At 64.0% G+C, this 22,024-nt stretch carries 22 protein-coding genes; 15 read left to right on the top strand and 7 right to left on the bottom strand.

Annotated features, from left to right (window positions below; translation table 11 throughout):
• The first annotated feature begins 4 nt into the window (after positions 1 to 4).
• From AC56QX_RS03950 to AC56QX_RS03910, 9 genes are all read left to right on the top strand, one after another.
• Positions 5 to 481, top strand: coding sequence for a DUF2628 domain-containing protein (locus AC56QX_RS03950; protein WP_497113803.1), 477 nt, complete (start codon positions 5 to 7; stop codon positions 479 to 481).
• A gap of 1 nt (position 482) precedes the next feature.
• On the top strand, positions 483 to 1,133 hold the full coding sequence (hisH, locus tag AC56QX_RS03945) for an imidazole glycerol phosphate synthase subunit HisH (protein WP_497113802.1): 651 nt from the start codon (positions 483 to 485) through the stop codon (positions 1,131 to 1,133).
• Positions 1,134 to 1,198: 65 nt separating this feature from the next.
• Positions 1,199 to 1,489: a DUF1330 domain-containing protein gene (locus AC56QX_RS03940; RefSeq protein WP_497113801.1), complete on the top strand. Its 291-nt coding sequence runs from the start codon at positions 1,199 to 1,201 to the stop codon at positions 1,487 to 1,489.
• Between the two features lie 3 nt (positions 1,490 to 1,492).
• A complete protein-coding gene (gene hisA / locus AC56QX_RS03935) occupies positions 1,493 to 2,242 on the top strand; it encodes a 1-(5-phosphoribosyl)-5-[(5-phosphoribosylamino)methylideneamino]imidazole-4-carboxamide isomerase (protein WP_497113800.1) in 750 nt (249 codons plus the stop codon).
• Positions 2,239 to 3,075, top strand: coding sequence for an arginase family protein (locus tag AC56QX_RS03930; RefSeq protein ID WP_497113799.1), 837 nt, complete (start codon positions 2,239 to 2,241; stop codon positions 3,073 to 3,075). Before hisA ends, AC56QX_RS03930 begins: the two co-directional genes overlap by 4 nt.
• Positions 3,075 to 3,866: an imidazole glycerol phosphate synthase subunit HisF gene (gene hisF, locus AC56QX_RS03925; RefSeq protein ID WP_497113798.1), complete on the top strand. Its 792-nt coding sequence runs from the start codon at positions 3,075 to 3,077 to the stop codon at positions 3,864 to 3,866. The genes AC56QX_RS03930 and hisF overlap by 1 nt, the downstream gene beginning before the upstream one ends.
• Before the next feature lie 35 nt (positions 3,867 to 3,901).
• Positions 3,902 to 4,225, top strand: coding sequence for a phosphoribosyl-ATP diphosphatase (locus tag AC56QX_RS03920; RefSeq protein ID WP_497113797.1), 324 nt, complete (start codon positions 3,902 to 3,904; stop codon positions 4,223 to 4,225).
• Between the two features lie 24 nt (positions 4,226 to 4,249).
• Entirely contained in the window at positions 4,250 to 5,209 is a 960-nt protein-coding gene (coaA, locus tag AC56QX_RS03915; protein ID WP_475454582.1) for a type I pantothenate kinase, read from the top strand.
• 97 nt (positions 5,210 to 5,306) lie between these two features.
• The gene (locus AC56QX_RS03910; protein ID WP_497113796.1) at positions 5,307 to 6,908 is read left to right on the top strand and encodes a hypothetical protein; all 1,602 of its coding nucleotides are present in this window, start codon (positions 5,307 to 5,309) and stop codon (positions 6,906 to 6,908) included.
• A 76-nt stretch (positions 6,909 to 6,984) separates the two neighbouring features.
• Here the strand turns inward: AC56QX_RS03910 and AC56QX_RS03905 are convergent, their stop codons facing one another.
• From AC56QX_RS03905 to AC56QX_RS03890, 4 genes are all read right to left on the bottom strand, one after another.
• Positions 6,985 to 8,526: a DegQ family serine endoprotease gene (locus AC56QX_RS03905; RefSeq protein WP_497113795.1), complete on the bottom strand. Its 1,542-nt coding sequence runs from the start codon at positions 8,524 to 8,526 to the stop codon at positions 6,985 to 6,987.
• 260 nt (positions 8,527 to 8,786) lie between these two features.
• Positions 8,787 to 9,503 (bottom strand): MBL fold metallo-hydrolase, encoded by a 717-nt coding sequence (locus tag AC56QX_RS03900; RefSeq protein WP_497113794.1) that lies wholly within the window; start codon positions 9,501 to 9,503, stop codon positions 8,787 to 8,789.
• Entirely contained in the window at positions 9,503 to 10,669 is a 1,167-nt protein-coding gene (locus AC56QX_RS03895) for a diphosphate--fructose-6-phosphate 1-phosphotransferase (protein WP_497113793.1), read from the bottom strand. Before AC56QX_RS03895 ends, AC56QX_RS03900 begins: the two co-directional genes overlap by 1 nt.
• Positions 10,670 to 10,756: 87 nt before the next feature.
• Positions 10,757 to 11,527, bottom strand: a complete 771-nt coding sequence (locus tag AC56QX_RS03890; RefSeq protein WP_475454572.1) for a L,D-transpeptidase — start codon at positions 11,525 to 11,527, stop codon at positions 10,757 to 10,759.
• Positions 11,528 to 11,764: 237 nt separating this feature from the next.
• On the opposite strand from AC56QX_RS03890, the gene AC56QX_RS03885 reads away from it, so the two are divergent.
• Positions 11,765 to 11,887 carry a hypothetical protein gene (locus AC56QX_RS03885; RefSeq protein ID WP_497113792.1) on the top strand — a complete coding sequence of 41 codons (123 nt, stop codon included), beginning with the start codon at positions 11,765 to 11,767 and terminating at the stop codon, positions 11,885 to 11,887.
• A gap of 157 nt (positions 11,888 to 12,044) precedes the next feature.
• Positions 12,045 to 12,668: a LysE family translocator gene (locus AC56QX_RS03880; protein ID WP_497113791.1), complete on the top strand. Its 624-nt coding sequence runs from the start codon at positions 12,045 to 12,047 to the stop codon at positions 12,666 to 12,668.
• 46 nt (positions 12,669 to 12,714) lie between these two features.
• Here AC56QX_RS03880 and AC56QX_RS03875 read toward each other — a convergent pair whose 3' ends face one another.
• A complete protein-coding gene (locus tag AC56QX_RS03875) occupies positions 12,715 to 15,504 on the bottom strand; it encodes an autotransporter family protein (RefSeq protein ID WP_497113790.1) in 2,790 nt (929 codons plus the stop codon).
• 227 nt (positions 15,505 to 15,731) lie between these two features.
• Here AC56QX_RS03875 and AC56QX_RS03870 point away from each other — a divergent pair, with 227 nt between their 5' ends.
• Positions 15,732 to 17,054, top strand: a complete 1,323-nt coding sequence (locus AC56QX_RS03870) for a tetratricopeptide repeat protein (RefSeq protein WP_497113789.1) — start codon at positions 15,732 to 15,734, stop codon at positions 17,052 to 17,054.
• 80 nt (positions 17,055 to 17,134) lie between these two features.
• Positions 17,135 to 18,589 (top strand): xylulokinase, encoded by a 1,455-nt coding sequence (gene xylB / locus AC56QX_RS03865; RefSeq protein WP_497113788.1) that lies wholly within the window; start codon positions 17,135 to 17,137, stop codon positions 18,587 to 18,589.
• A 195-nt stretch (positions 18,590 to 18,784) separates the two neighbouring features.
• Here xylB and AC56QX_RS03860 read toward each other — a convergent pair whose 3' ends face one another.
• Positions 18,785 to 19,147, bottom strand: coding sequence for a nuclear transport factor 2 family protein (locus tag AC56QX_RS03860; RefSeq protein ID WP_497113787.1), 363 nt, complete (start codon positions 19,145 to 19,147; stop codon positions 18,785 to 18,787).
• A 113-nt stretch (positions 19,148 to 19,260) separates the two neighbouring features.
• On the opposite strand from AC56QX_RS03860, the gene xylA reads away from it, so the two are divergent.
• Together xylA and AC56QX_RS03850 are read left to right on the top strand one after the other, a co-directional pair.
• Positions 19,261 to 20,586: a xylose isomerase gene (xylA, locus tag AC56QX_RS03855; RefSeq protein WP_497113786.1), complete on the top strand. Its 1,326-nt coding sequence runs from the start codon at positions 19,261 to 19,263 to the stop codon at positions 20,584 to 20,586.
• A 206-nt stretch (positions 20,587 to 20,792) separates the two neighbouring features.
• Positions 20,793 to 20,996, top strand: coding sequence for a hypothetical protein (locus AC56QX_RS03850; protein WP_497113785.1), 204 nt, complete (start codon positions 20,793 to 20,795; stop codon positions 20,994 to 20,996).
• A gap of 14 nt (positions 20,997 to 21,010) precedes the next feature.
• On the opposite strand, the gene AC56QX_RS03845 is transcribed toward AC56QX_RS03850, so the two are convergent.
• A complete protein-coding gene (locus tag AC56QX_RS03845) occupies positions 21,011 to 21,991 on the bottom strand; it encodes a GlxA family transcriptional regulator (RefSeq protein WP_258587981.1) in 981 nt (326 codons plus the stop codon).
• Between the last annotated feature and the right edge of the window lie 33 nt (positions 21,992 to 22,024).

Raw genomic sequence — 22,024 nt, 5'->3', positions numbered from 1 at the left:
CGCCATGGCCGCCTATGTCGTGATGGAACCGCCCGGCCGCAGCGAGAAGGTCGACACAACGGCCTTTGTCCGCGATGGCTTCACCTGGCTCGGCCTGCTGGTGCCGCCGCTATGGTTCGCCTGGCACCGGTTGTGGATCGAAGCCGGGATCGCCTTCGTCGTCATGGCCGCGCTTTCGATGCTTGGCGAAACGGCCGGTCTGGGGCTGGCCAGTTCGCTGCTGTCGCTGCTCGTCTCGCTCTATGTCGGCGTGGAAGGGCAGGGCTTGCGCATCGCGGCCCTTCGCCGGCGTGGCTGGCACGAATGGGGCGTGGTTCAGGCAGGCACGCTTGACGACGCCGACATACGCTATGCCCACGAGGTCGAGGGGCAGGCGAAGGAAGCCGCACCGGCGCCGCGCATCGTCCCCGATGCAGCCCTGGCCCGCCCGGCGCAGCCCGGCATGGCGCTGGGCCTGACCCACATCCCGGGACGGCCCTGACATGCGGGTAGCAATCATCGATTACGGCTCGGGCAATCTGCGCTCGGCTACCAAGGCCTTCGAGCGCGCCGCGCGCGAAGCCGGCATATCGGCTGAGATCGACCTGACGGCCGATGCCGACCGGGTGCGCACGGCCGACCGCATCGTCCTGCCCGGCGTCGGCGCCTATGCAGACTGCGCGGCCGGCCTGCGTGCCGTCGACGGCATGTGGGAAGCGGTCGAGGACGTGGCCATTGCCAAGGGCCGGCCGTTCCTCGGCATCTGCGTTGGCATGCAGCTGATGTCCGAGCGCGGCCTAGAAAAGACCGTCACCAACGGCTTTGGCTGGATATCAGGCGACGTCAAGGAGATCACGCCGGCCGATCCGGCGCTGAAAATCCCGCAGATCGGCTGGAACACGATCGAGCTTAGGCGCGAGCATCCGCTGTTTGCCGGGATTCCAACTGGCGCGGCGGGGCTGCACGCCTACTTCGTCCATTCCTACCATCTCGACGCGAGGAAGCCGGACGAGGTTCTGGCTGTCGCCGACTATGGCGGCCCGGTGACGGCCACCGTCGCCCGCGACAATCTCGTCGGCACCCAGTTCCATCCCGAAAAGAGTCAGGCCCTGGGTCTTGCCCTGATCACCAATTTCCTGAAGTGGAGGCCCTAGAGCATGATCCCGAAAAGTGGCCACCGGTTTTCGGAAAAGATCATGCTCAAACAAGGGGATGGCTCATGAGCAAGAAGGGCTACTGGATGGCGATGATCGATGTCCGCGACCCCGAATTGTACAAGCAGTACATCGAGGCCAATGCCGCCGCCTTCACCAAGTACGGCGCGACATTCGCGGTGCGCGCCGGTCGCCATGAGAATCCGGAAGGGCCGACCGGCAACCGGCACGTCCTGGTCGAGTTCGAATCCTACGACAAGGCGGTCGAATGCTATCATTCGCCTGAATATCAGCATGCCTCGAAGTTCCGGCTTGCGGCCTCGACGGGCCATTTCGTCATCGTTGAAGGCGCCTGAATCGTGATCCTGTTTCCTGCTATCGATCTCAAGGACGGTAAATGCGTGCGCCTGAAGCACGGCGACATGGCGACCGCGACCATCTACAACGATGACCCTGCCGCACAGGCAAAAGCCTTCGAGGACCAGGGTTTCGAATGGCTGCACGTCGTCGATCTCAACGGCGCCTTCAAGGGCCAGAGCGTCAACAGCGCGGCGGTCGGCGCCATCCTCAAGGCGACGAAGAACCCGGTGCAGCTCGGCGGCGGCATCCGCACGCTGGAACAGATCGAGGACTGGCTCGACCGCGGCCTCGCCCGCGTCATCCTCGGCACGGTGGCGGTTCGCGATCCCGACCTGGTCAAGCAGGCCTGCAAGGCCTTTCCGGGCAAGGTGGCCGTCGGCATCGACGCCAAGGGCGGCAAGGTCGCCGTCGAGGGCTGGGCCGAGGCGTCCACCCTTGGCGTCATCGAACTGGCGAAAAAGTTCGAGGGCGCGGGCGTCGCCGCCATCATCTACACCGACATCGACCGCGACGGCGTGCTGACCGGTATCAACTGGGACGCCACCATCGACCTCGCCGACGCGGTATCGATCCCGGTCATCGCTTCGGGCGGCCTCGCCTCGATCGCCGACATCGTGCGCATGACCATGCCCGACGCACAAAAGCTCGAAGGCGCCATCTCGGGCCGCGCGCTCTATGACGGCCGCATCGATCCGACTGAGGCGCTGGCGATCCTGCAGGGCAAACCGGCAATGGAGTCGCGTTCGTGAAGCTCACTATCATCCTGGCCTCCTATGACAGCGGCCACTATCATGGCGGCATGGGCCAGGGCCCGGACGCGCTGATCGCAGGCGGTCTCGTCGACGCCCTGACCATGGCCGGCCACGATGTCGCCGTCGAGGATATCGGCAGGGTCGGCCCCGACCAGGAGCGCGAGATCGCCACCGGCTTTGCCGTCTGCAACGCCGTCTCGGGCGAGGTCCGCATTGCCATCGACAGAGGGCGCTTTCCCATCGTGTTGGCCGGAAACTGCCTGACGTCAGCCGGCGCGGTCGCCGGCGAGGGGGCCGACGCGATCATCTGGGCCGACCAGCATGGCGACCTTAATACGCCCGAGACATCGGTATATGGCTTTCTCGACGGCATGGCGCTGGCGACCGTGCTCGGCCAGTGCTGGCGCCCGATGGCAGGAGCTATTCCCGGCTTCAAGCCGATCGATCCGTCGCGCTGCGTGCTCATCAATGCCCGCGATCTCGATCCGGCGGAGGAACAGCTTCTCAAGACCTTGCCGATCATCCGCACGGAATGTCCGGGTGTGGGACCAGCAACCGAAAAGCTGAAAGCCGTAGGCGCCAAAAGCGTGCACATGCATCTCGATCTCGACGTGCACGACCCCAAGGCGCTGCAGGCCAACCGCTATGTCACGTCAGGCGGGCCGAGCCCCGAACAGTTGCGCGACGCGGCCTGTGCCATGGCGCTTGCGGTGCCGGTCGTCGGCATCACCGTTTCCGCTTACGATCCAGCTTTCGATGCCCAGGCCAACGTGCCGCCGGTGGTCGGCCAGTTGCTCAACGATCTCATCGCCACGATAGAGGGCCGCTAATGCTGAAAGCCCGCGTCATCCCCTGTCTCGACGTCAAGGACGGCCGTGTCGTCAAGGGCGTCAATTTCGTCGATCTCATCGATGCCGGCGACCCGGTCGAGGCGGCCAAGGCCTATGACGCCGCCGGTGCCGACGAGCTCTGCTTCCTCGACATCACGGCCTCGTCCGACAACCGTGAAACCATCTTCGATGTCATTGCCCGCACCGCCGAACAATGTTTCATGCCGCTGACCGTCGGCGGCGGCGTGCGCCAGGTCGCCGACATCAGGAAGCTGCTTTTGGCCGGCGCCGACAAGGTGTCGATCAACACGGCGGCGGTGAAAAATCCGGATTTCGTCGCCGAAGCCGCCGACAAGTTCGGCAACCAGTGCATCGTCGTCGCCATCGACGCCAAGAAAGTCTCCGGTGCCGGCGAGGCCGACCGATGGGAGATCTTCACCCATGGTGGGCGCGAGAAGACCGGCATCGATGCGGTCGAATTCGCGCGTCAAATGGTCGATCGCGGCGCCGGCGAGATACTTTTGACCTCGATGGACCGCGACGGCACCAAGGCCGGCTACGACATCGCGCTGACGCGCGCGATCGCTGATGCGGTGCGCGCCCCGGTCATCGCTTCGGGCGGCGTCGGCACACTGGATCACCTGGTCGAAGGCATTCGCGACGGCCATGCCGGCGCCGTGCTGGCCGCCTCGATCTTCCATTTCGGCACCTACACCATCGCGCAGGCCAAGGCGCATATGGCTGAGGCCGGCCTGCCGATGCGGCTGGACTCCTCAGGTGATCGGCCCTAGAGGCTGTCCGGCTAAGAAAAAGGCTCTCAGGCGCCATGGCTGAATTTTCGTTCTCCGATCTGGAGACAATCATCAGAGACCGCGCCAACTCCGGCGATCCGGACTCATGGACAGCCAAGCTGTTTGCGCGCGGCATCGACAAGGCGGCGCAGAAGCTTGGCGAGGAGGCGGTCGAGACCGTGATTGCCGCCGTCAAAGGCGACACACAGGGCCTCGTTTCCGAAAGTGCCGATCTTATATATCATTGGCTCGTCGTTCTCGGCCTTTCGGGTGTGCCGTTGAGCGACGTGCTCAAGGAGCTCGAAAGCCGCACCGGGCGTTCGGGCATCGCCGAGAAGGCGTCACGGCCCAAGGGCTGACCGCGAGGGAGGGCAGGTATCTCGATGGATCAGCTCGCGCCAACCGAGAAATATTCCCCCTTTCGTTTCTTTTCGGCCGAGCAATGGTCACGATTCCGTGCCGACACGCCGCTGACGCTGAGCGATGACGAATTCCGCCGCCTGCGGTCGCTCAACGACCCGGTTGACCTCGAAGAGGTCAAGCGCATCTATCTGTCGCTGTCGCGCCTTCTGTCCGCCCATGTCGAGGCGAGCCAGCTTCTGTTCCGGCAGCGTCAGGCCTTCTTCAACGCCGTCGATATCGTCAAGACGCCGTTCATCATCGGCATCGCCGGCTCCGTTGCCGTCGGCAAGTCGACCACGGCGCGCGTGCTGAAGGAGCTGCTGGCGCGCTGGCCGTCGAGCCCCAAGGTCGATCTCATCACCACCGACGGTTTCCTGCTGCCCAACGAGGTGCTGCGCCGCGAAAACCTGATGGAACGCAAGGGCTTTCCCGACAGCTACGATGTCGGCGCGCTGCTGCGTTTCTTGTCAGGCATCAAGTCGGCGCTGCCCGATGTCCGCGCGCCGGTCTACTCACATCTCACCTATGACGTCATTCCCGGTGAATTCGTCACCATCGACCGGCCCGATATCCTGATCTTCGAAGGCATCAATGTCCTGCAGCCGGGCAAGCTGCCGCAGGACGGCAAGATCGTGCCTTTCCTGTCCGACTTCTTCGACTTTGCCATTTACATCGATGCCGACGAGAAGCTGATCCACGAGTGGTATATCTCGCGCTTCATGCGGCTGCGCGAGACCGCCTTCCGCAATCCGGACTCCTTCTTCCACCGCTATTCGCAGCTGTCGGAGGATTCGGCGCGCGCCATCGCCGAAGGCCTGTGGACCAACATCAACCTGAAGAATTTGCGTGAGAACATCCTGCCGACGCGCGCCCGCGCCGACTTGATCCTGCGCAAGGGCGCCGACCACCTGATCGAGGAAGTAGCACTGCGCAAGCTCTGAGGGTCAGGCAGCGTTCAACCGCCAGTTAGAACGCCCTTAACTGCCTGTTTGCTAGATATCCTGCTCGACTGCTGCTTTGGTGGTGAGGATAGCTGGCATGGACGCGCCATTCGTTGCTTCCGACGAACCGGCGGGGTTGCGTTCCGTCACGGCCGCGACTGCCCTTCGGCTCGGCTGGCCTGTGGCCGCGACGCTGCTGATTGCCGCCTATGCGATCATTGTCTCGTTGCTTGTCATGCCCGGCAATGTCGACGTGTCCTGGCTGCTGACCATCGGCGAACGCGTGCTCGACGGTGAACGCCTCTCGGTCGACATCATCGAGGTCAATCCGGCCTTTTCCGCCTGGCTCTATTTGCCCTTCGTGCTGCTCGAGCGGCTGACCGGGCTTTCGGCGGAATTCTGGGTGAGCATCGGCGTGACCACGCTGGCGATTGCGTCGGTCTGGTTTTCAGCCCGCATTGCCGCGCGGGCGGACGAAACGCCGAAACGGCATCTCTGGATGCTGCCGGCCGCGGTATTCTTCGTGCTTTTCCTGTTTCCGATCGATTTCGGCCAGCGCGAACAGATAGCCGTCATCGTCCTGCTGCCGTGGCTGGCCCTGTTTTCCGCACGCGACAGGACTGTCGATTTCAAGGCCGGCAGCGTGGCCGAGCGGATCATCGCCGGCGTCGGCGCCGGTATCTTCGTCATGATCAAACCGCCCTACAGCGTGCTCGCCCTGGCGGTGCCGGCCCTGGTCATTGCGCTGCAGCGGCGCTCGCTGCATCCGCTGTTGACGACAGAGAATGTGATCGGCGCCACGCTCACCGTCGCCTATTTGATTGCGCTAGCCGTCTTCATGCAGCCTTTCTTCACCGACGTCATGCCCTTGCTGCGTCAGGTCTATCTGCCGATGCGCATGCCTGTGATTGACGTGCTGATGCTGTGGCAGGTCACGATGTTCGTGGCCATGGCGGTCGCCACGCTGGCGATGGCCTCTCCCGGCCGGCTCGATCGCGACGCCAGGACAATGCTGCTGGCCGGGGCCGCCTATGTTCCGGCTTTCGTCATCATGGGCAAGGGCTGGACCTATCAGGCACTGCCCTTCCTGACGCTCGGCGTCCTGGCATTGATGCTGCAATATGTCAGGCTGAAGCCGTTGCGAAGCCAGCCGCTGCCGGTCAAGGCTGGTGCCGCGCTCGGCGTGTTTTCGATCGTGCTTTTGACGGCGTTGCAGCAAGGCATGGCCTTCGCCCAGTCGCGCCGAGATCTGGATGCCTCGACAGCGGCGATCGTGCGCGCCGTCGATCATCCGACGATGATGTCGATCGCGTCGCAATTGCAGTTCAGCAACCCGCTCGCCCGCATGACCGGCGCCCGCTTCGTGGCACGTCAGCAATCGGGCTGGATGGTCAATGACGCGGGCATATTGATGGGGCTGGAACAGGATCCCGCGAGACGCCAGGATCTGGCCGCCCTCAGGGAAAGATACACGGCGTCTATCGCAGGCGAACTTGCCGCGAAACGACCTGACATCATCGTCGATGACGGCACAAGCGGACCGCGTGCGCCGGTGTTGCTGAACATAGAGAACCAGCACCCTATGCCGCCCCTGCACGATGCGCCTGGGATTGCCGAGGTGCTGCGCAACTACCGCATTTTGCATCAGGATGCTTCGGTGACGGTGCTCATCCGCGCCGATATTGCCGCTAGCGACTAAGGCGCTCCGGCGCGGCCAATCCGCCACCCCCTGGCAACAGACCGGCCGCATCCGCATTTCATGTCCGCGCGGCGTCTCAGCCGTTGGCGAATGGCACAGCGACATAGATCTGGCCGCCGTCGCGTTCGACCAGCAGCAGCACCGATTTGCGGCCCGACTTGCTGGCCTGGGCGATCGCTTGGGTGACCTGCTTGGCGCTCTTCACCGGAACCTGGTTGACCGCAGTGATGATATCGCCCGGCTGAATGCCGGCAGCCGCCGCAGCCTTGTCGGGATTGACGCGCGCAACCACCGCGCCATGCTCGTCGTCGGCAAGGTTCATCTGCTGGCGAATGTCTGATGTAATGTCCATCAGGCCGAGGCCGATCGCCGGTGCGCGCGAGCCCTGTTCGGTGCTCGGCGCGCTGGAGTCATCCGTCGATGCGGTCTTCACATCGTCGCTGTTTTGCCCGACATCGACGGAAATCTGCATGGCCTTGCCCTTGCGCCAGACGTCAAGCGGCTCCTTGGCGCCGGGCGCCACATCGGCGACAGCCCGCGACAGGTCCTTGGGGTCCTTCACGTCCTGTCCGGCGAAGCCAGTGATGACGTCACCGGTCTCGACGCCGGCGCTCGCCGCGGGCGAGCTGTCATTGACCTTCGAAACCAGCGCGCCGCCGGGATGATCGAGTCCAATGGCGCTGGCCACATCCGGCGTCACCGGTTGGATCTCGACGCCGAGATAGCCGTATTGGATGGAGCCATCCTTCATCAGCTTGGCGACGACCTTCTGGGCCTGGTCGGACGGGATGGCGAAGCCGACACCGACACTGCCGCCATTGGGCGAATAGATCGCCGCGTTGATGCCGACGACATTGCCATTCACGTCGACCAGCGGGCCGCCGGAATTGCCGTGGTTGATCGGCGCGTCGATCTGGATGAAATCGTCGAACGGTCCGCTGTGCAGATCGCGACCGCGTGCCGAAACGATGCCCGCTGTAACGGTGGTGCCGATGCCGAACGGATTGCCGATCGCCAGCACCTGGTCGCCGGTCATCAACTTGTCGGAGTCGCCCCATTTGACCGTCGGCAAGGGCTTGTCGGCTTTGATCTTGAGCACGGCAAGGTCGTTCTTGGCGTCACGGCCGACGAGTTTGGCGGGAAGTTCGGTGCCGTCATCGAGCGTCACCTTGATCGAGGAAGCGCCGTCGACAACGTGGTTGTTGGTGACGATCGTGCCGTCGGCGTCGACAATGAAGCCGGAACCGAGTGCCTCGGCGCGTTGCGTCTGTTGCGGTGGTGTCTGCGGAGCGGGCATGCCCTGGTCACCGAAGAACTGGCGGAAATATTGGTCGAACGGCGAGTTGCCGAGAGGCATCCCGTCATCGGCGCTTGCCGGCTGTGCTTTCATGACGGTGGTAATCGTCACCACCGCAGGCTTGTCGGCCGCTACGATCGGCGCAAAGGAGCCGTTGGGGGCGGTGATGCCGGCGACAGGGGTCTGGGTCGTCGCGACAACGTTGCTCACGCCTGTATTGCCGGCACTTTGAGCGAATGAGACGACGAAGGGGGAGATGATGAGGGCGGCGCCCAGCAATGCGGCGACGCGATGTCTGCGAAGGATGTTGGGAGATGACATGGTCGTTTTCCGTGCGAGACATTGGGTTCGGCGCCGTGGCCTGTCTGGGGAGGGGAGCGGCCCATTCGGCGTACCGGCCGTCGCGGCTGCCTGTCTCGCTTCATGCGGCGGCCGTTCGGGTCGATGAAACCGGAATCTAGGACGCGGATGCGGGCAAATTAGGTTTTTTCGGTTATATTACAAAGATTTAATTCTTTGTGAGCGGGTGAGCATCCAACTGTCTTGCGATCATCCCCGCCAGCGCACGGTCTTCGCGAAGTTCAGATATCGCCGGTTTGCCTGATGTAAGCCGTTGCAATCTCACGCATACGTTTGCCGTCGAAGCTTGGTCCGTGGCCGCCATGGCCGACGCGGATCGGCAGGTCGAGCAGGCGCTGCATGGTGCTGATATAGGCGGCCCGGTCGGAATCCGGCAGCGAGTCGATCAGTGTGTCGTCGTAGATGGCATCGCCGCTGAAAAACAGGCCGTCGGCCTCGTCGAACAGCGCGATCGAATCCGGCGAATGCCCGGGCAGATGCAGGACGCGGAATTGCCGGTCGCCGAGATCGATCACGTCGCCCTCATCGAGGGTCCGTGTCAGCGGTGCAGGCGGGATCTTGTAATCCGCCGACTTCCAGCCCGGCGCCGGCAGTTTCGACACGGCGCCTTCGAGATCGTGGAACATGTAGGCGTAGGTCGCCGCCTCATCCATGCTGTCGAATTGCGCGGCGCTCATCCGCGGCCCGGCCCGCCAGGAAAATTCGTGCAGCGAGCCGACATGGTCGAGATGGATATGGGTGGCGACGACCAGCAGCGGCTTGCCCTGCGGTGTCTCGATCTCCGGCGCCAGCGGACAGATGCCCATGCCGGTATCGACCAACAGGTCAGCGTCGCGGCCGCGTAGATGCCAGATGTTGGCGCGCACATAGTCATGCACGAACGGTTCGGTCAGCATCGTCGTCTTGTCGTCAACAATGCTTCTGCTGAACCACTCCATTAGACGAACGGCTTCCCGACCTTGTATTTCTCCGGCACCAGCCGCTTGAGATAGGCCATGCCGGACTCGGACAGCTGGCTGACGTCGGGTTTCATGAAATCGTCCGGCATGTGGCGGGTCTTGCCGGCGACATTCTTCAGCGGCACCTTTTTCAGCACCGTCTTTGAGCCATCATATTGCAGCGCCACCGAGCCGCCACCCTGTTCGGCGACGGAGACGGCGAAGGCGCCGGCATCGAAGGCCTCCTGTGCGTCGACCGCACTGATGGCGCCGATATAGCCGCGCGGCATGTAGCCAAGCGCGTCGACGCGCGCCCGCTTGCCCGGCAGGCCCTCGGCCAATGCGCGCTCAAGTGCGGCCGGCAGGTCGCTGCCCGACAGCTTGACGTTACCATGCGCGTCGCGTTCGAGTTTGTCCGGCGGCACCAGGCTTTCGACCAGCGCCTTGCCGTCGGCGGTGCTCACCCCTTCCGACACGGCAACGATGCAGCGTTTGTGGCGGTCGAGCGTGGCGCGGACGTCGTCGATGAAGCCGGCCGCCGAGAATGGCCGCTCCGGCACGTAGACGAGGTGCGGGCCGCTGTCGGGGTCGAGTTGCCAGGCCGCGGCCGCGGCGGTCAGGAAGCCGGCATGCCGGCCCATGACGATGCCGACATAAATGCCTGGCAGGGCACGAAAATCGAGATCGACGGACAGGAAAGCGCCGGCGACGAATTCGGCCGCCGAAATGAAGCCGGGCGTGTGGTCGTTCTCCTCCAGATCATTGTCGATCGTCTTCGGCGCATGGACAAAAGCGATGGAGCCGCCGGCGGCATCGGTCAGGATCTGCTGCGTGCCCGACGTGTCGTTGCCGCCAATATAGATGAAGGCATCGGCACCGGCCTTCTTCAAGCCGTTGAGGATCACATCGCAATAGGCCGCATCCGGCTTGTCGCGCGTCGAGCCGAGCGCTGCACTCGGCGTCCCGGCAATCAGCCGCAGCCGATCCTCCGGAATGGCGGAAAGGTCGACATAATTGCCGTCACGGATGCCGCGCACGCCATGGATGGAACCCAGCACCTTGGCGCCGGGATGCCGCTTGCGGATCTCCAGTGTGGCACCGACCACGGTCTGGTTGATGACGGCGGTCGGGCCGCCGCCCTGCGCGATGACAAAAGTTCCGGCCATTCCTGACGTCTCCCGAGGCGATGGTTTTCAAGGCACCTTGGCCTGTCTTGCCGCATCGCGCAACGGGAGAAACGGGAGGATAAACGATCACATGACGACGACCGGGTTTTTCTTCGAAACGCGGCTGTAGAGATCGATGATGTCCTGGTTGATCAGGCGCACGCAGCCCGACGACATCGCCTGGCCGATGCTCCACCATTCGGGCGAGCCGTGGATGCGGTAGCCGGTGTCCTTGCCATCCTGGTAGATGTAGAGCGCACGCGCCCCGAGCGGGTTGGTGAGGCCGCCGGGCTGGCCGCCTTGCCACTTCACCAGTTCGGGCTTGCGCTGGATCATCTCCGGCGGCGGCGTCCAGACCGGCCATTCCCTGCCATACTGGATGTTGGCGCGGCCGGACCAGCGGAAGCCGTCCTTGCCGATGCCGACGCCGTAGCGGATGGCGTCGCCGCCCGGCTGGACGAGATAGAGCATGCGCTCCTTGAGATGCACGACGATGGTGCCGGGCGCCTCGCCGGTGGTGTCGACAACGATCTGGCGGCGGAATTCCGGCTTGACCTTGAGATAGGGCACTTCCGGCACGTTGAAGCCGTTGTCGGTCAACGCGGCATACATGACATCGGCGCTGGTGATGTTCTTGTCGACGCTGATCGCGGGCCGCATCGGCGGCACCGAACCGGTGACCGTATTGTCGAGCTGGAGCATCGGCATACCGCCGTCGCCCGAGGTCGAACAGCCGGCGGCGCTGAGCAGTGCCAGCGCGCCTGCCCCGGACAGGATGGCGCGGCGGGAAAGATGATGATCGGTTTCGATCGCGTCGCCGTTTCGTGGCGGCGTCAGACCTTGCGGCAACTCACGCATATACCCAAACCCTACGCTGTCGGCGGGAAGCACGGTCCGGCCGGATGGTGGGCATTTTCATCATTCATGGTTGATAAAGCGTGAATGCCTTGCGCTGCCTGCATTTGCGCGGTTCCTGGCGGCATCAGGCCGTGCTGGCTCACCGCCACGAGCGTTCCTGCACAAAAAATACCTAGGTCGGGTCATAATCCCGGCACCGGCCTCTCCTACCCATCAGGCGATCAGCGAGGGGCCTCCATGTGCAAGACGTTAAAAGCCGACATCAAGCTTTTCGGCGCTGCCATTGTCGCGGCCGCATTGGTTCTCGGTGCCGATGTGAGCCTCGCCGATATAGTGAGCACGCTGAGCGGCGCGAACTGACGCCAACCTGCCTTTGGCGCAATTGATAGCGCGGCAATTCCAGGAAAGGCGTGTGGCGGTCTTCCGCCCGCAATTGCGTAAAACAAAAAATCAGGCCTCTTTACATTCTCCCGGGGTTCAGGATTTATCCTTTTCCTTAACCCAAGGGAGAACAGACATGTCCTTCGAAAACTGGGCCGCTTTCGCCGCCGCTTCGACCATCCTCCTCATCATTCCGGGTCCGACCATCCTGCTGGTCGTGTCCTATGCGCTCGGCCAGGGCTGGCGCACAGCCTTGCCGATGGCGGTTGGCGTGGCGCTCGGCGACTTCACCGCCATGACCTTGTCGATGCTCGGCATCGGCGCGCTGCTTGCCGCGTCGGCTGGTGTCTTCACCGTCCTGAAGCTGATTGGCGCCGGCTATCTGATCTATCTCGGCGTCAAGCTGTTCCGCGCCGGCGGCGCGCTGAAGGCAGAACCGCGCACCGATGCGGTGTCCTCGGCCAAGATGATGGCGCATGCCTGGCTGGTCACCGCGCTCAACCCGAAAAGCATCACCTTCTTCGTTGCCTTCCTGCCGCAGTTCCTCGACCGGCATGCCGATTTCTGGACGCAGATGCTGATCTTCGAGACGACCTTCCTGGCGCTCGCCTTTGCCAATGCCTTCGGCTATGCGCTGGTCGCCGCGCGCGCCCGCAACGTCGTGCGCAATCCCAAGGCGATCCGCATCTTCAACCGCACCGGCGGCACGCTGCTGGTCGGCGCCGGCATCGCCACGGTGGCGATGCGTTCGGGCAATTAGCCGCCTGTCTTCCATCCGAAACCGGTTTCCGGTTTCGGATGGTGGTTCACCACTTCACGCTGAAGCCCAGATTGCCCTCGAGAATGCGGCGCTTGTCGCCGCCGAGATTGGTGGTGTAGTCGCCGGTGGCGAAGATGCTGACCTTGTCCGTCACCTTGGCCACGACGCCGCCGCCGAACTCGAACGAGGTCGATCGGCCCTCGGTCGAAATGTCGGTGGTGTCGAAGCTGACAGTGTCGGTACCGCCGAAATCATGCCAGATGTTGGCCTTGAGATAGGGCTGCAGCGCCATACCGTTGATCGTTGTCTCGCCCTGCAGCCGCACACCCAGCCGGCCGCTAACGCTGTCGTCGGTACCGAAGGAAACCGACGAGAAGCGGTCATTGGTGTCATCGAGTGACAGATGCTGCCAGACCAGTTGCGCCTGCGGTTCGAGCGTCCAGCCCTGCGCCAGCGCAATGGGATAGCCGCCTTCCAGCGAAGCGGTGACGCCGGTGCCGCCGACATCGATGCCGATGTCGCGTGACGACGCCGCGTTGCCGCCGAAGAAGGTCGCCATCAAGACGCCGTCCAGGTACCAGCCGCTTTGGCCGATGCGGGTCCAGTAGCCGCCAACGCTGGTGCCGTTGATGTCGAGCTTGCCGACGGACAGGTCGTTCTGTCCCAGCGCCTGGCCGCGTACGTCGCCGCGCATGCTGCCATAGGCGACGAACAGGCCGGCGCGATCGATTCCGCCCGCGGCGGTCTCGCGTCCGAGCAGGTCGAAGCCCGCCTGGAGACCGAACAGCGTGCCGTCGAAGGAGGGCGACACCGTTCCCGACCAGCCCATTTTGGCGTCCTGGCCAAAAATGCGGCCCCAGACCGGTGACATCTCGTTGTCCGACAGCAAGCTCTGCTCGCCACGCCGTTCATGGAAGGTGCCGAGCGTCGTCATCGCCAGGTGCTCGGCCACCGGCGGTAAGGCCGAATAGACCGGAACCTCGATACGGTAGAGCAGAATCTGCTCACCGGGTGCCGGAGTTGGCAAATCCGGCACGGCGGTCGGCACCACCGGTGGAGGTGGCGGCGGGTCCGCGGGTGGCGCCGGTGGTGGTGGTGGTGGCGGCTCGGGTTGCGGGTCGCTGGCCTGTACCGGCGGTGTCGGATCGACCGGCGGATTGTTGATGTCGCCCTCTGTCGGCACTGGCACCGGCGGAAGCTCGAACGGTGGCGGCGGCGGTGGCTCGGCCGCAGGCGGTTCGGGTTCCGGCTGCGGGGTGGGTTCCAGCGCTGGCGGAGCGGCTGCCGGCGTCGCCGGCGTATTCAGCGTCGAGCGCAGATACCAGTTCTCGTCGCTGCCGGCGCTGACGCCGCCCTTGAACAGATAATATTCGAAGGCACCCGCCGCGACCGGCGCGTCCAGGGCAAAGGCGCTCGCGCTGGATGTGGCGCCGTTGGTCGCCTGCACGACCATGATACCGTCGGCGGTGGTCTGTGCGCCGGCGCCACCGACATTGACCACCGCAATGCCGGTCGATCCGGAGGCGGTCCCGCCCGACAGGACGAGCCGGTCGGAAGCCGAGTTGTCGTCGCCAAGCTCAGTCTGGATGAGCAGCAGGCCGCCAAGCCCGGTGTAATTGCCCGATATGGTCAGCCGGTCAGTGGCGCCGGTTGTGCCGTTGGTGAGGTCGATGCGGCCGGCGTTCATCACTTCGGCCATCTGGCCTGCCGTAAAGCCGCGGATCTCGGCGTTGAAGCCGCCGCCATAGAGCGTGCTCGCAGAGTCGACATTGAGCGTACCCGTGCCGGTCCCGCTGTCGCCGAGCACCAGATTGCCGTCCAGCGTCAGTTCGGTGTCATTGTCGGCGTTGATGGTTTCCCAGTTCTGGACCCTGGCAATGCCGTCCAGCTTGACGTTGTCGAAGGTGAGCGTGTCGGTACCCGCGCCGCCGGTGATCGCGTTGGTGTCGCCGAGATTGGCGTTGGTGAGGTTGCTGAGCTTGGCGGTGTCGTTGTCGCCGCCGAGGTCGACGGAACCATAGATGATGCCGCCGCCATTCCAGACGAAATTGTCGGCGCCAAAGCTCATCAGCACATCGCCGCCGACGGTGCCGCCGGTGATTGTCACGCTGTCATTGCCGCCGCTGACACTGATGTTGCCGCCGATCGTGCCGCCGGAGAGGATGATGGTGTCCTGATCGAAGCCGGTGACGAGGTTGCGGTCGATGGTGCCGCCGGACATGTTAAAATAGTTCTTGTCGAGCTTCATGTTGACTCGGCCGATGCGGCCGCCGGTCATCACCGCATGATCGCCATCGTCGAAGAAATCGACGATGCGCCCGCCCGTCATTGTGAAGGTGTCGAGCCCGTCGCCCTGGTTGAGCGATCCAATCTGGCCGCCGCTCATGTTGAAGTCGTCGATGCCGGCGCCTTGCTGGACATTGCCGGCGACCGTGCCGCCACCGATGGTGAAGAAATCCGTGCCGTCGCCCTGGTCGACCGTGCTGGTGATGGTGCCGGACTGCATGTTGATGCGGTCCGCGCCCACGCCGAAGGTGACGCTGCCGCTTATCTGGCCGGTGCCGCCGGCGGGAAAATTCAGCGTGTTGTCGCCGCTGGTATCGGTGAGGCTGCCGCCCGAATCGCCGCTGTCGCAGGTGAAGGTCGTATTCCCCGCCGACGGAACCAGCGCGCAGGCCGCCAAGGCCGCGGAATTGGGCAGCAACGCCAGCGCTGTAGTTGCAAGTAAGCTAATAAACCATGGATGGATTTGCCGCGACCTTCGCCGCAACAAAGCAATCTCCTCGCCAACGTACTCCGAACGGCTGCTCGGAAGCTGTATTTCAAAATGCCGCATCGCGTCCCCTCTCAGATCGCGATTACAAGCCCTCCGCCGCGCCGCAATGAAGCCACAATTCGTTCACTTTTACAAAGCCTAATCTGCCAGTCATGGTTGATGAACTGAAAAGGCTACTGGGATAGACCTTGTATAGTGCGTGATTGGCACGTCCGTGGCCCATGCGTTAAGATCGCTTTGGCCCGAAGGGTCTGGGGCTTTGTCGCAGGCAGATCAAAGGACATTGCATGCCAATCAAGGACACATTCGGCCTGGCATTTTCGGGCGCGACGGAAGCGGGGTTCACGCTCTACAGCCAGGCGGTGAGCCAGTTGCAGTGCTTCATCGGCGACCCCGTAGCCTCCGTCGACCGCGCCATCGCGGAGAACCCCGGTTTCGTCATGGCGCATGTCTTCAAGGGCTATCTGTTCGGCCTCGCCACCGAGCGTGACGCGACGGCGGTGGCCAGGGCTTGCCACGAGGCGGCCCTGCCGCTGGCCGCGACGACGCGCGAGCAGGCGCATGTCTCAGCGCTCGGCCACCTCGCCAATGGACGCTGGCATGACGCCGCCAGGATTCTTGAGGATATCGCCATCGAGAGCCCGCTCGACGCCGTGGCGCTGCAGGTCGGGCATCAGGTCGACTTCTTCACCGGCAATGCCCGCATGTTGCGTGATCGCATCGCCCGCGCCTTGCCGTCATGGCAGAACGACATGCCGGGTTATCACGCCATGCTCGGCATGCAGGCCTTCGGGCTAGAGGAGATGGGCGAGTACGCATTGGCCGAAAAGCTCGGCCGCACGGCGGTCGGAATCGAGCCGCGCGACGGCTGGGCGCAGCACGCCGTGGCGCATGTGATGGAAATGCAAAGCCGGCAAAGGGATGGCATCGCCTGGATGCGCGCCGACCCTGAGGCGTGGACGAGGGACAGTTTCCTCCAGGTGCACAATTGGTGGCACCTGGCGCTGTTTCACTACGATCTTGGCGAGACCGACGAGGTGCTGGCGCTCTATGACGGGCCGATCTACGGCACGCCGTCGGCGATGGCGCTGAACATGGTCGATGCCTCGGCGATCCTGTGGCGGCTTTATCTCGGTGGCGTCGATGTCGGTGACCGCTGGACGGTGCTCGCCGCCAACTGGCCAAAGGTTGGCGCCGGCAACTATGCCTTCAACGATGCGCATGCGATGATGGCCTTTGTCGGCGCCGGGCTCGACGCCCCGGCCCGCACCTTGCTCGAGGCGCAACGCGAGGCCATGCGCGGCAATGACGACAATGCCGCCTTCACCCGCGATGTCGGCCATCCCCTGACGCTGGCCGTCAAGGCTTTCGGCGCGGGCAATTACAGCGAGGCCATGCGCCTGATCCAGCCGATCCGGGCGATCGCCCATCGTTTCGGCGGCAGTCACGCACAGCGCGATGTCATCGATCTGACGCTGATCGAGGCGGCCTTGCGGGCCGGTGACGGCGCGCTCGCCAGGACGCTCACCGCCGAGCGTTCGATGGCGCGGCCCGACAGCCCACTGTCGGCGCTGTTCTCACGGCGCGCAGCCGATTTGTCAGAGAATTGACCGCAAGCCGATCTTGCCTTAAAAACTGGCTCGGCCAGATTTTTTCGGGATCCGAAAAAATAAGGACGTGGGAGGAAAACATGTATCTCGGCCTCGACCTGGGCACGTCGGGCGTCAAGGCGCTGCTGATCGATGCCGGACAGACCGTCGTCGGTTCCGGCCATGGCGCGCTTGATGTCTCGCGGCCACATCCCGGCTGGTCCGAGCAGCATCCGTCCCACTGGATACGCGCCTGCGAAGACGCGATCGCCGAACTCAAGGCCTCCCATCCCAAGCAGTTCGCGGCGGTGAAAGGCATCGGCCTGTCGGGCCAGATGCATGGCGCCACCTTGCTCGATGCGGCCGATCATGTGCTGCGCCCCTGCATCCTGTGGAACGACACGCGCAGCCATGTCGAGGCGGCCGCACTCGACGCCGATCCGCGCTTTCGCGCGCTGACCGGCAATATCGTTTTCCCGGGCTTCACGGCGCCAAAGCTCGCCTGGGTGAAGAACAACGAGCCCGCCGTCTTCGCCAAGGTGGCGAAAGTCCTGCTGCCCAAGGATTTCCTGCGGCTTTGGCTGACCGGCGAACACATTTCGGAAATGTCCGACTCGGCCGGCACGTCCTGGCTCGATGTCGGCAAGCGCCGCTGGTCGCCGGACCTGCTCGCCGCCACCTCCCTTGACGAGAGCCAAATGCCGTCGCTGGTCGAGGGCACTGAGAAGGCCGGCGGGCTGCGTGCCGAGCTGGCGTCGAAATGGGGCGTCGAGGCCGGCATACCGGTTGCCGGTGGCGCCGGCGACAATGCGGCTTCGGCTTGCGGCATGGGCACGGTCGGCGCCGGCCATGCCTTTGTCTCGCTGGGCACATCGGGCGTGCTGTTTGCCGCCAACGCGTCCTATCTGCCCAACCCGGCCAGTGCTGTCCACACTTTCTGCCATGCGCTGCCCAACACCTGGCACCAGATGGGGGTCATCCTGTCGGCGACCGATTCGCTCAACTGGCTGTCGGAGATCACGGGCAAAGGCGCAGGCGAATTGACATCGGAACTCGGCGATACGCTGAAGGGGCCGACCGGCGTGTCGTTCCTGCCTTATCTCTCGGGTGAGCGTACGCCGCACAATGATTCCGCCATCCGTGGGTCCTTCACCGGGCTCGCGCATGAATCGAGCCGCGCGGTGTTGACCCAGGCCGTCCTCGAAGGCGTCGCCTTCGCCTTCCGCGACAGCCTCGAAGCCTTGAAGACAGCCGGCACGACATTGACGCGCGTAACGGCGATCGGCGGCGGTTCGCGCTCGCGCTACTGGCTGAAATCGATCGCCACCGCGCTGCAGGTGCCGGTGGATATTCCGGCCGACGGCGATTTCGGCGCCGCTTTTGGCGCGGCCAGGCTCGGCCTGATCGCGGCGACGGGCGCCGATCCGCTGGCCGTATGCACGGCGCCGAGGACGGATGCTACGATTGAGCCGGATGCCGCGCTTGGCGGTGCCTATGCGCACGCCTATCAGCGTTACCGGGCGCTGTATCCTGCGATCAGGGCTGTAACCGAGTGAGTTGGCGCGAGGCACCCCCCTCTGCCCTGCCGGGCATCTCCCCCGCAAGGGGGAGATTAGCAGCGTTGACGGCTGTGCCAGTCCTGCAAGGTGGATGATTGTCGAAGGCGCTGGTGCCAGCCAATCTCCCCCCATGCGGGGGAGATGGCCGGCAGGCCAGAGGGGGTGCCTCGCACCGCCCTTACCCAGCTAGCCTCATTGCGCCGGGATCTTGTCGAGGAAGCCGGTGACGCTCTTCAGGCGGCCGTTCTCGATGACGCCGATATCCGTGCCTTCGATGACCGAAGGAACGCCCTCCGGGCCGAGATTCCAGGAAAAGCGGATCTTGTCGGCAAAGCCGTCCGGCGTGCCCTTCAGCGAGAACCGGAAGCCGGCAAAGCGCTGCTGCACACCGTCGATCAGCGCGGCGACGCCTTCATGGCCATCGCCCTGCATGAGCGGATCGCGATAGCTGACGTCCTCGGTGAAGGTTGCCTTGAGCAATTCAGCGCGACGGGCGGCATCGCTTTCGTTCCAGGCGGTGATGTAGCCCTCGGCGATTGTGTTGAGGTCGGTCATGGTCTGTCTCCTTTGTTTGACGGCTTTGACATCCGCCTTTTCGACCAGCCCAAGACCGAAACCAATTACGCCTGAGGTAATCAGGGCGAACTATTCGAGAGAGGACAGAAATCATGAGCAGCGGATTTTTCGGCGACATCCAGAAGATCAAATATGAGGGGCCGGATTCAACCAATCCGCTGGCCTACCGGTTCTACAATCCCGACGAGGTGGTGGCCGGCAAGCGGCTGGAAGACCATCTGCGCTTCGCCGTCGCCTACTGGCATTCCTTCGCCTGGCCGGGCGGCGATCCCTTCGGCGGCCAGACCTTCGACCGTCCCTGGTTCCCGAAGGCCGGCGGCATCGACACGATGGAACTGGCAAAACTCAAGGCCGACGTCGCCTTCGAGATGTTCTCGCTGCTCGGCGCCCCCTATTTCTGCTTCCACGACGCCGATGTCCGGCCCGAGGGCAAGGATTTCTCCGAAAGTGCGGCCCGTCTCGACGAGATCGCCGACTACTTTGCCGGCAAGATGAAGCAGACCGGCGTCAAGCTGCTCTGGGGCACGGCCAACCTGTTCTCCAACCGCCGCTTCATGTCGGGTGCCGCCACCAACCCCGATCCGGATGTCTTTGCCTATGCGGCGGCGACGGTGAAGAGCTGCATCGACGTCACCAAGCGGCTGAAGGGCGAGAACTACGTGCTGTGGGGCGGGCGCGAGGGCTATGAAACGCTGCTCAACACCGATCTTGCCCGCGAGCAGGAACAGGCCGGCCGCTTCCTCAGCCTCGTCGTCGACTACAAGCACAAGATCGGCTTCAAGGGCACCATCCTGATCGAGCCGAAGCCGCAGGAGCCGACAAAGCATCAGTACGACTACGATGTCGCCACGGTGTACGGTTTCCTCAAGCGCTTCGGCCTGGAGAAGGAAGTAAAACTCAACATCGAGCAGGGCCATGCCATCCTCGCCGGCCATTCCTTCGAGCACGAACTGGCGCTGGCCAATGCGCTCGGCGTCTTCGGCTCGATCGATATGAACCGCAACGACTACCAGTCCGGCTGGGACACCGATCAGTTCCCCAACAACGTGCCGGAAATGGCGCTGGCCTACTACCAGGTCCTGCAGGCCGGTGGCTTCAAGACCGGCGGCACCAATTTCGACGCCAAGCTGCGCCGCCAGTCGCTCGACCCGCAGGACCTGCTGATCGGCCATATCGGCGGCATGGATTCTTGCGCGCGCGGTCTGAAGGCTGCGGCTCGCATGGTCGAGGACAAGGCACTGTCGGGTCCGCTGGCCGAGCGCTATGCCGGCTGGAACAGCACCGAGGCCAAGGCAATGCTGTCGGGCAAGCGCACGCTGGAGGACATCGCCGAACGCGTGGTGAAGAAGAAGATCGAGCCGCAGCCGCGCTCCGGCCGCCAGGAATTGCTGGAAAACATCGTCAACCGCTACGTCTGAGGGCGGAAAGCCGATTCGTATTGCTCGAAGGGCGGCGGGATAACACTCCTGCCGCCTTGGAACGGCCTCGCGCCAAAGGGCGCATCCGGCGACAAGGTTTTGCCCCTTCGCGCCCCTCAATCACCTCGCTCTTGCCTTCAAACAGCCGTCACGTATCTCGTATAAGAGTGACCTTGTGGCGGGTGAAAAGGAAGGAGGCGAACGATATGCAGCACGAACGCGAAATCGACGCCCTACTGTCACCCGGCGAGACCGGATCGATCATCGACCGGCTGATGGCGCTGCCGCGGCCGACCGACAATGTGAAAAACGAATGGGATCGGGCTGTCAGCAGCCGGTTTGAAGTCCGCCTGGCAAGGCAGATGCGCTCGCAGATGGACGCCGGCAGCGAGCGACAGAACGCCGCCTAATCCCCTGGATATGATTATCCTCGGCGCAGCCTGACCGGGGCTTCGCCAAAAGCTCTTGAAAACGCTCTGGAAAATGCTGCGGCGGACGAGAATCCCGTCCGCCCGGCAATATCCGCCATGGCCACACGCGTGTCGACCACCAGCCGGCGTGCCGCACCGAGCCGCAGCCTGAGATAATAGGCGCCCGGCGTCTCGCCGATCGACTTGCGAAAGATGCTTTCCAGGGTCCGTGCCGTCACCCCGGCACGCTTGGCGATGGCCTCTATGGTCAGTGGCTGGTCGACATGAGCCTCCATCAGCCGGATGGCCTGCGCCAGGCGTGGATCGTAGCCATCGAGCCGGCCGAGCGAGACCAGCGGCTGCGCATCGGTCGCCACGCGCGCCTGGTCGTAAATGAACGCGCTTGCCACATCCAGCGCCACGGCCATGCCGAGCCGGGTGCGGATAAGGTGCAGCATTAGGTCCAGGGTCGGCGACGCGCCGCCCGTGGTGAACACTGGCCCATCGATGATGTATCGATCGGGGCGCACGTCGACACCGGGAAAGGCCGACGAAAAGTCCTCCATGTCCTCCCAATGGGTGGTGGCGCTGCGCCCTTCCAGCAAGCCGGCGCGCGCCACCAGCCATGTGCCGGCCTCGACGCCGCCGCAGGCGCGGGCCGAGCGCGCCGCCCGGCGCAGGCCGGCGAGCAAGGCAGACGTGGCATAGTTCTGCGTACCGAAGCCCGCAACGACGACAAGAACATCGGTTGGTTCCGTCGCATCGAACCGGCCGCTGACCGCCACGGGCAGGCCGCATGTCGTGACAGGCGCCTCCCCGGTCACCGAAACCAGTTTGAAGTCGAACAGGGTTTCGCCGGCGATGCGGTTGGCGGCGCGCAGCGGATCGACCGCGCATGCCACGCACATGATGGACGCCCCGGAAAACACCAGCAACGTCACCTTCAGCGGCGATTGCTCTGAGCGAAAGATTGTCATCTTTTCGTTTTTTATCATGTCGTCTTCGTAAAGCGCAAAGCAACCTCCCGC

The sequence above is a fragment of the Mesorhizobium sp. RCAM 06353 genome (assembly GCF_059683585.1).
The sequence above is the reverse complement of the archived record's forward strand: the minus strand, read 5'-3'. Positions and strand labels throughout refer to the sequence as shown.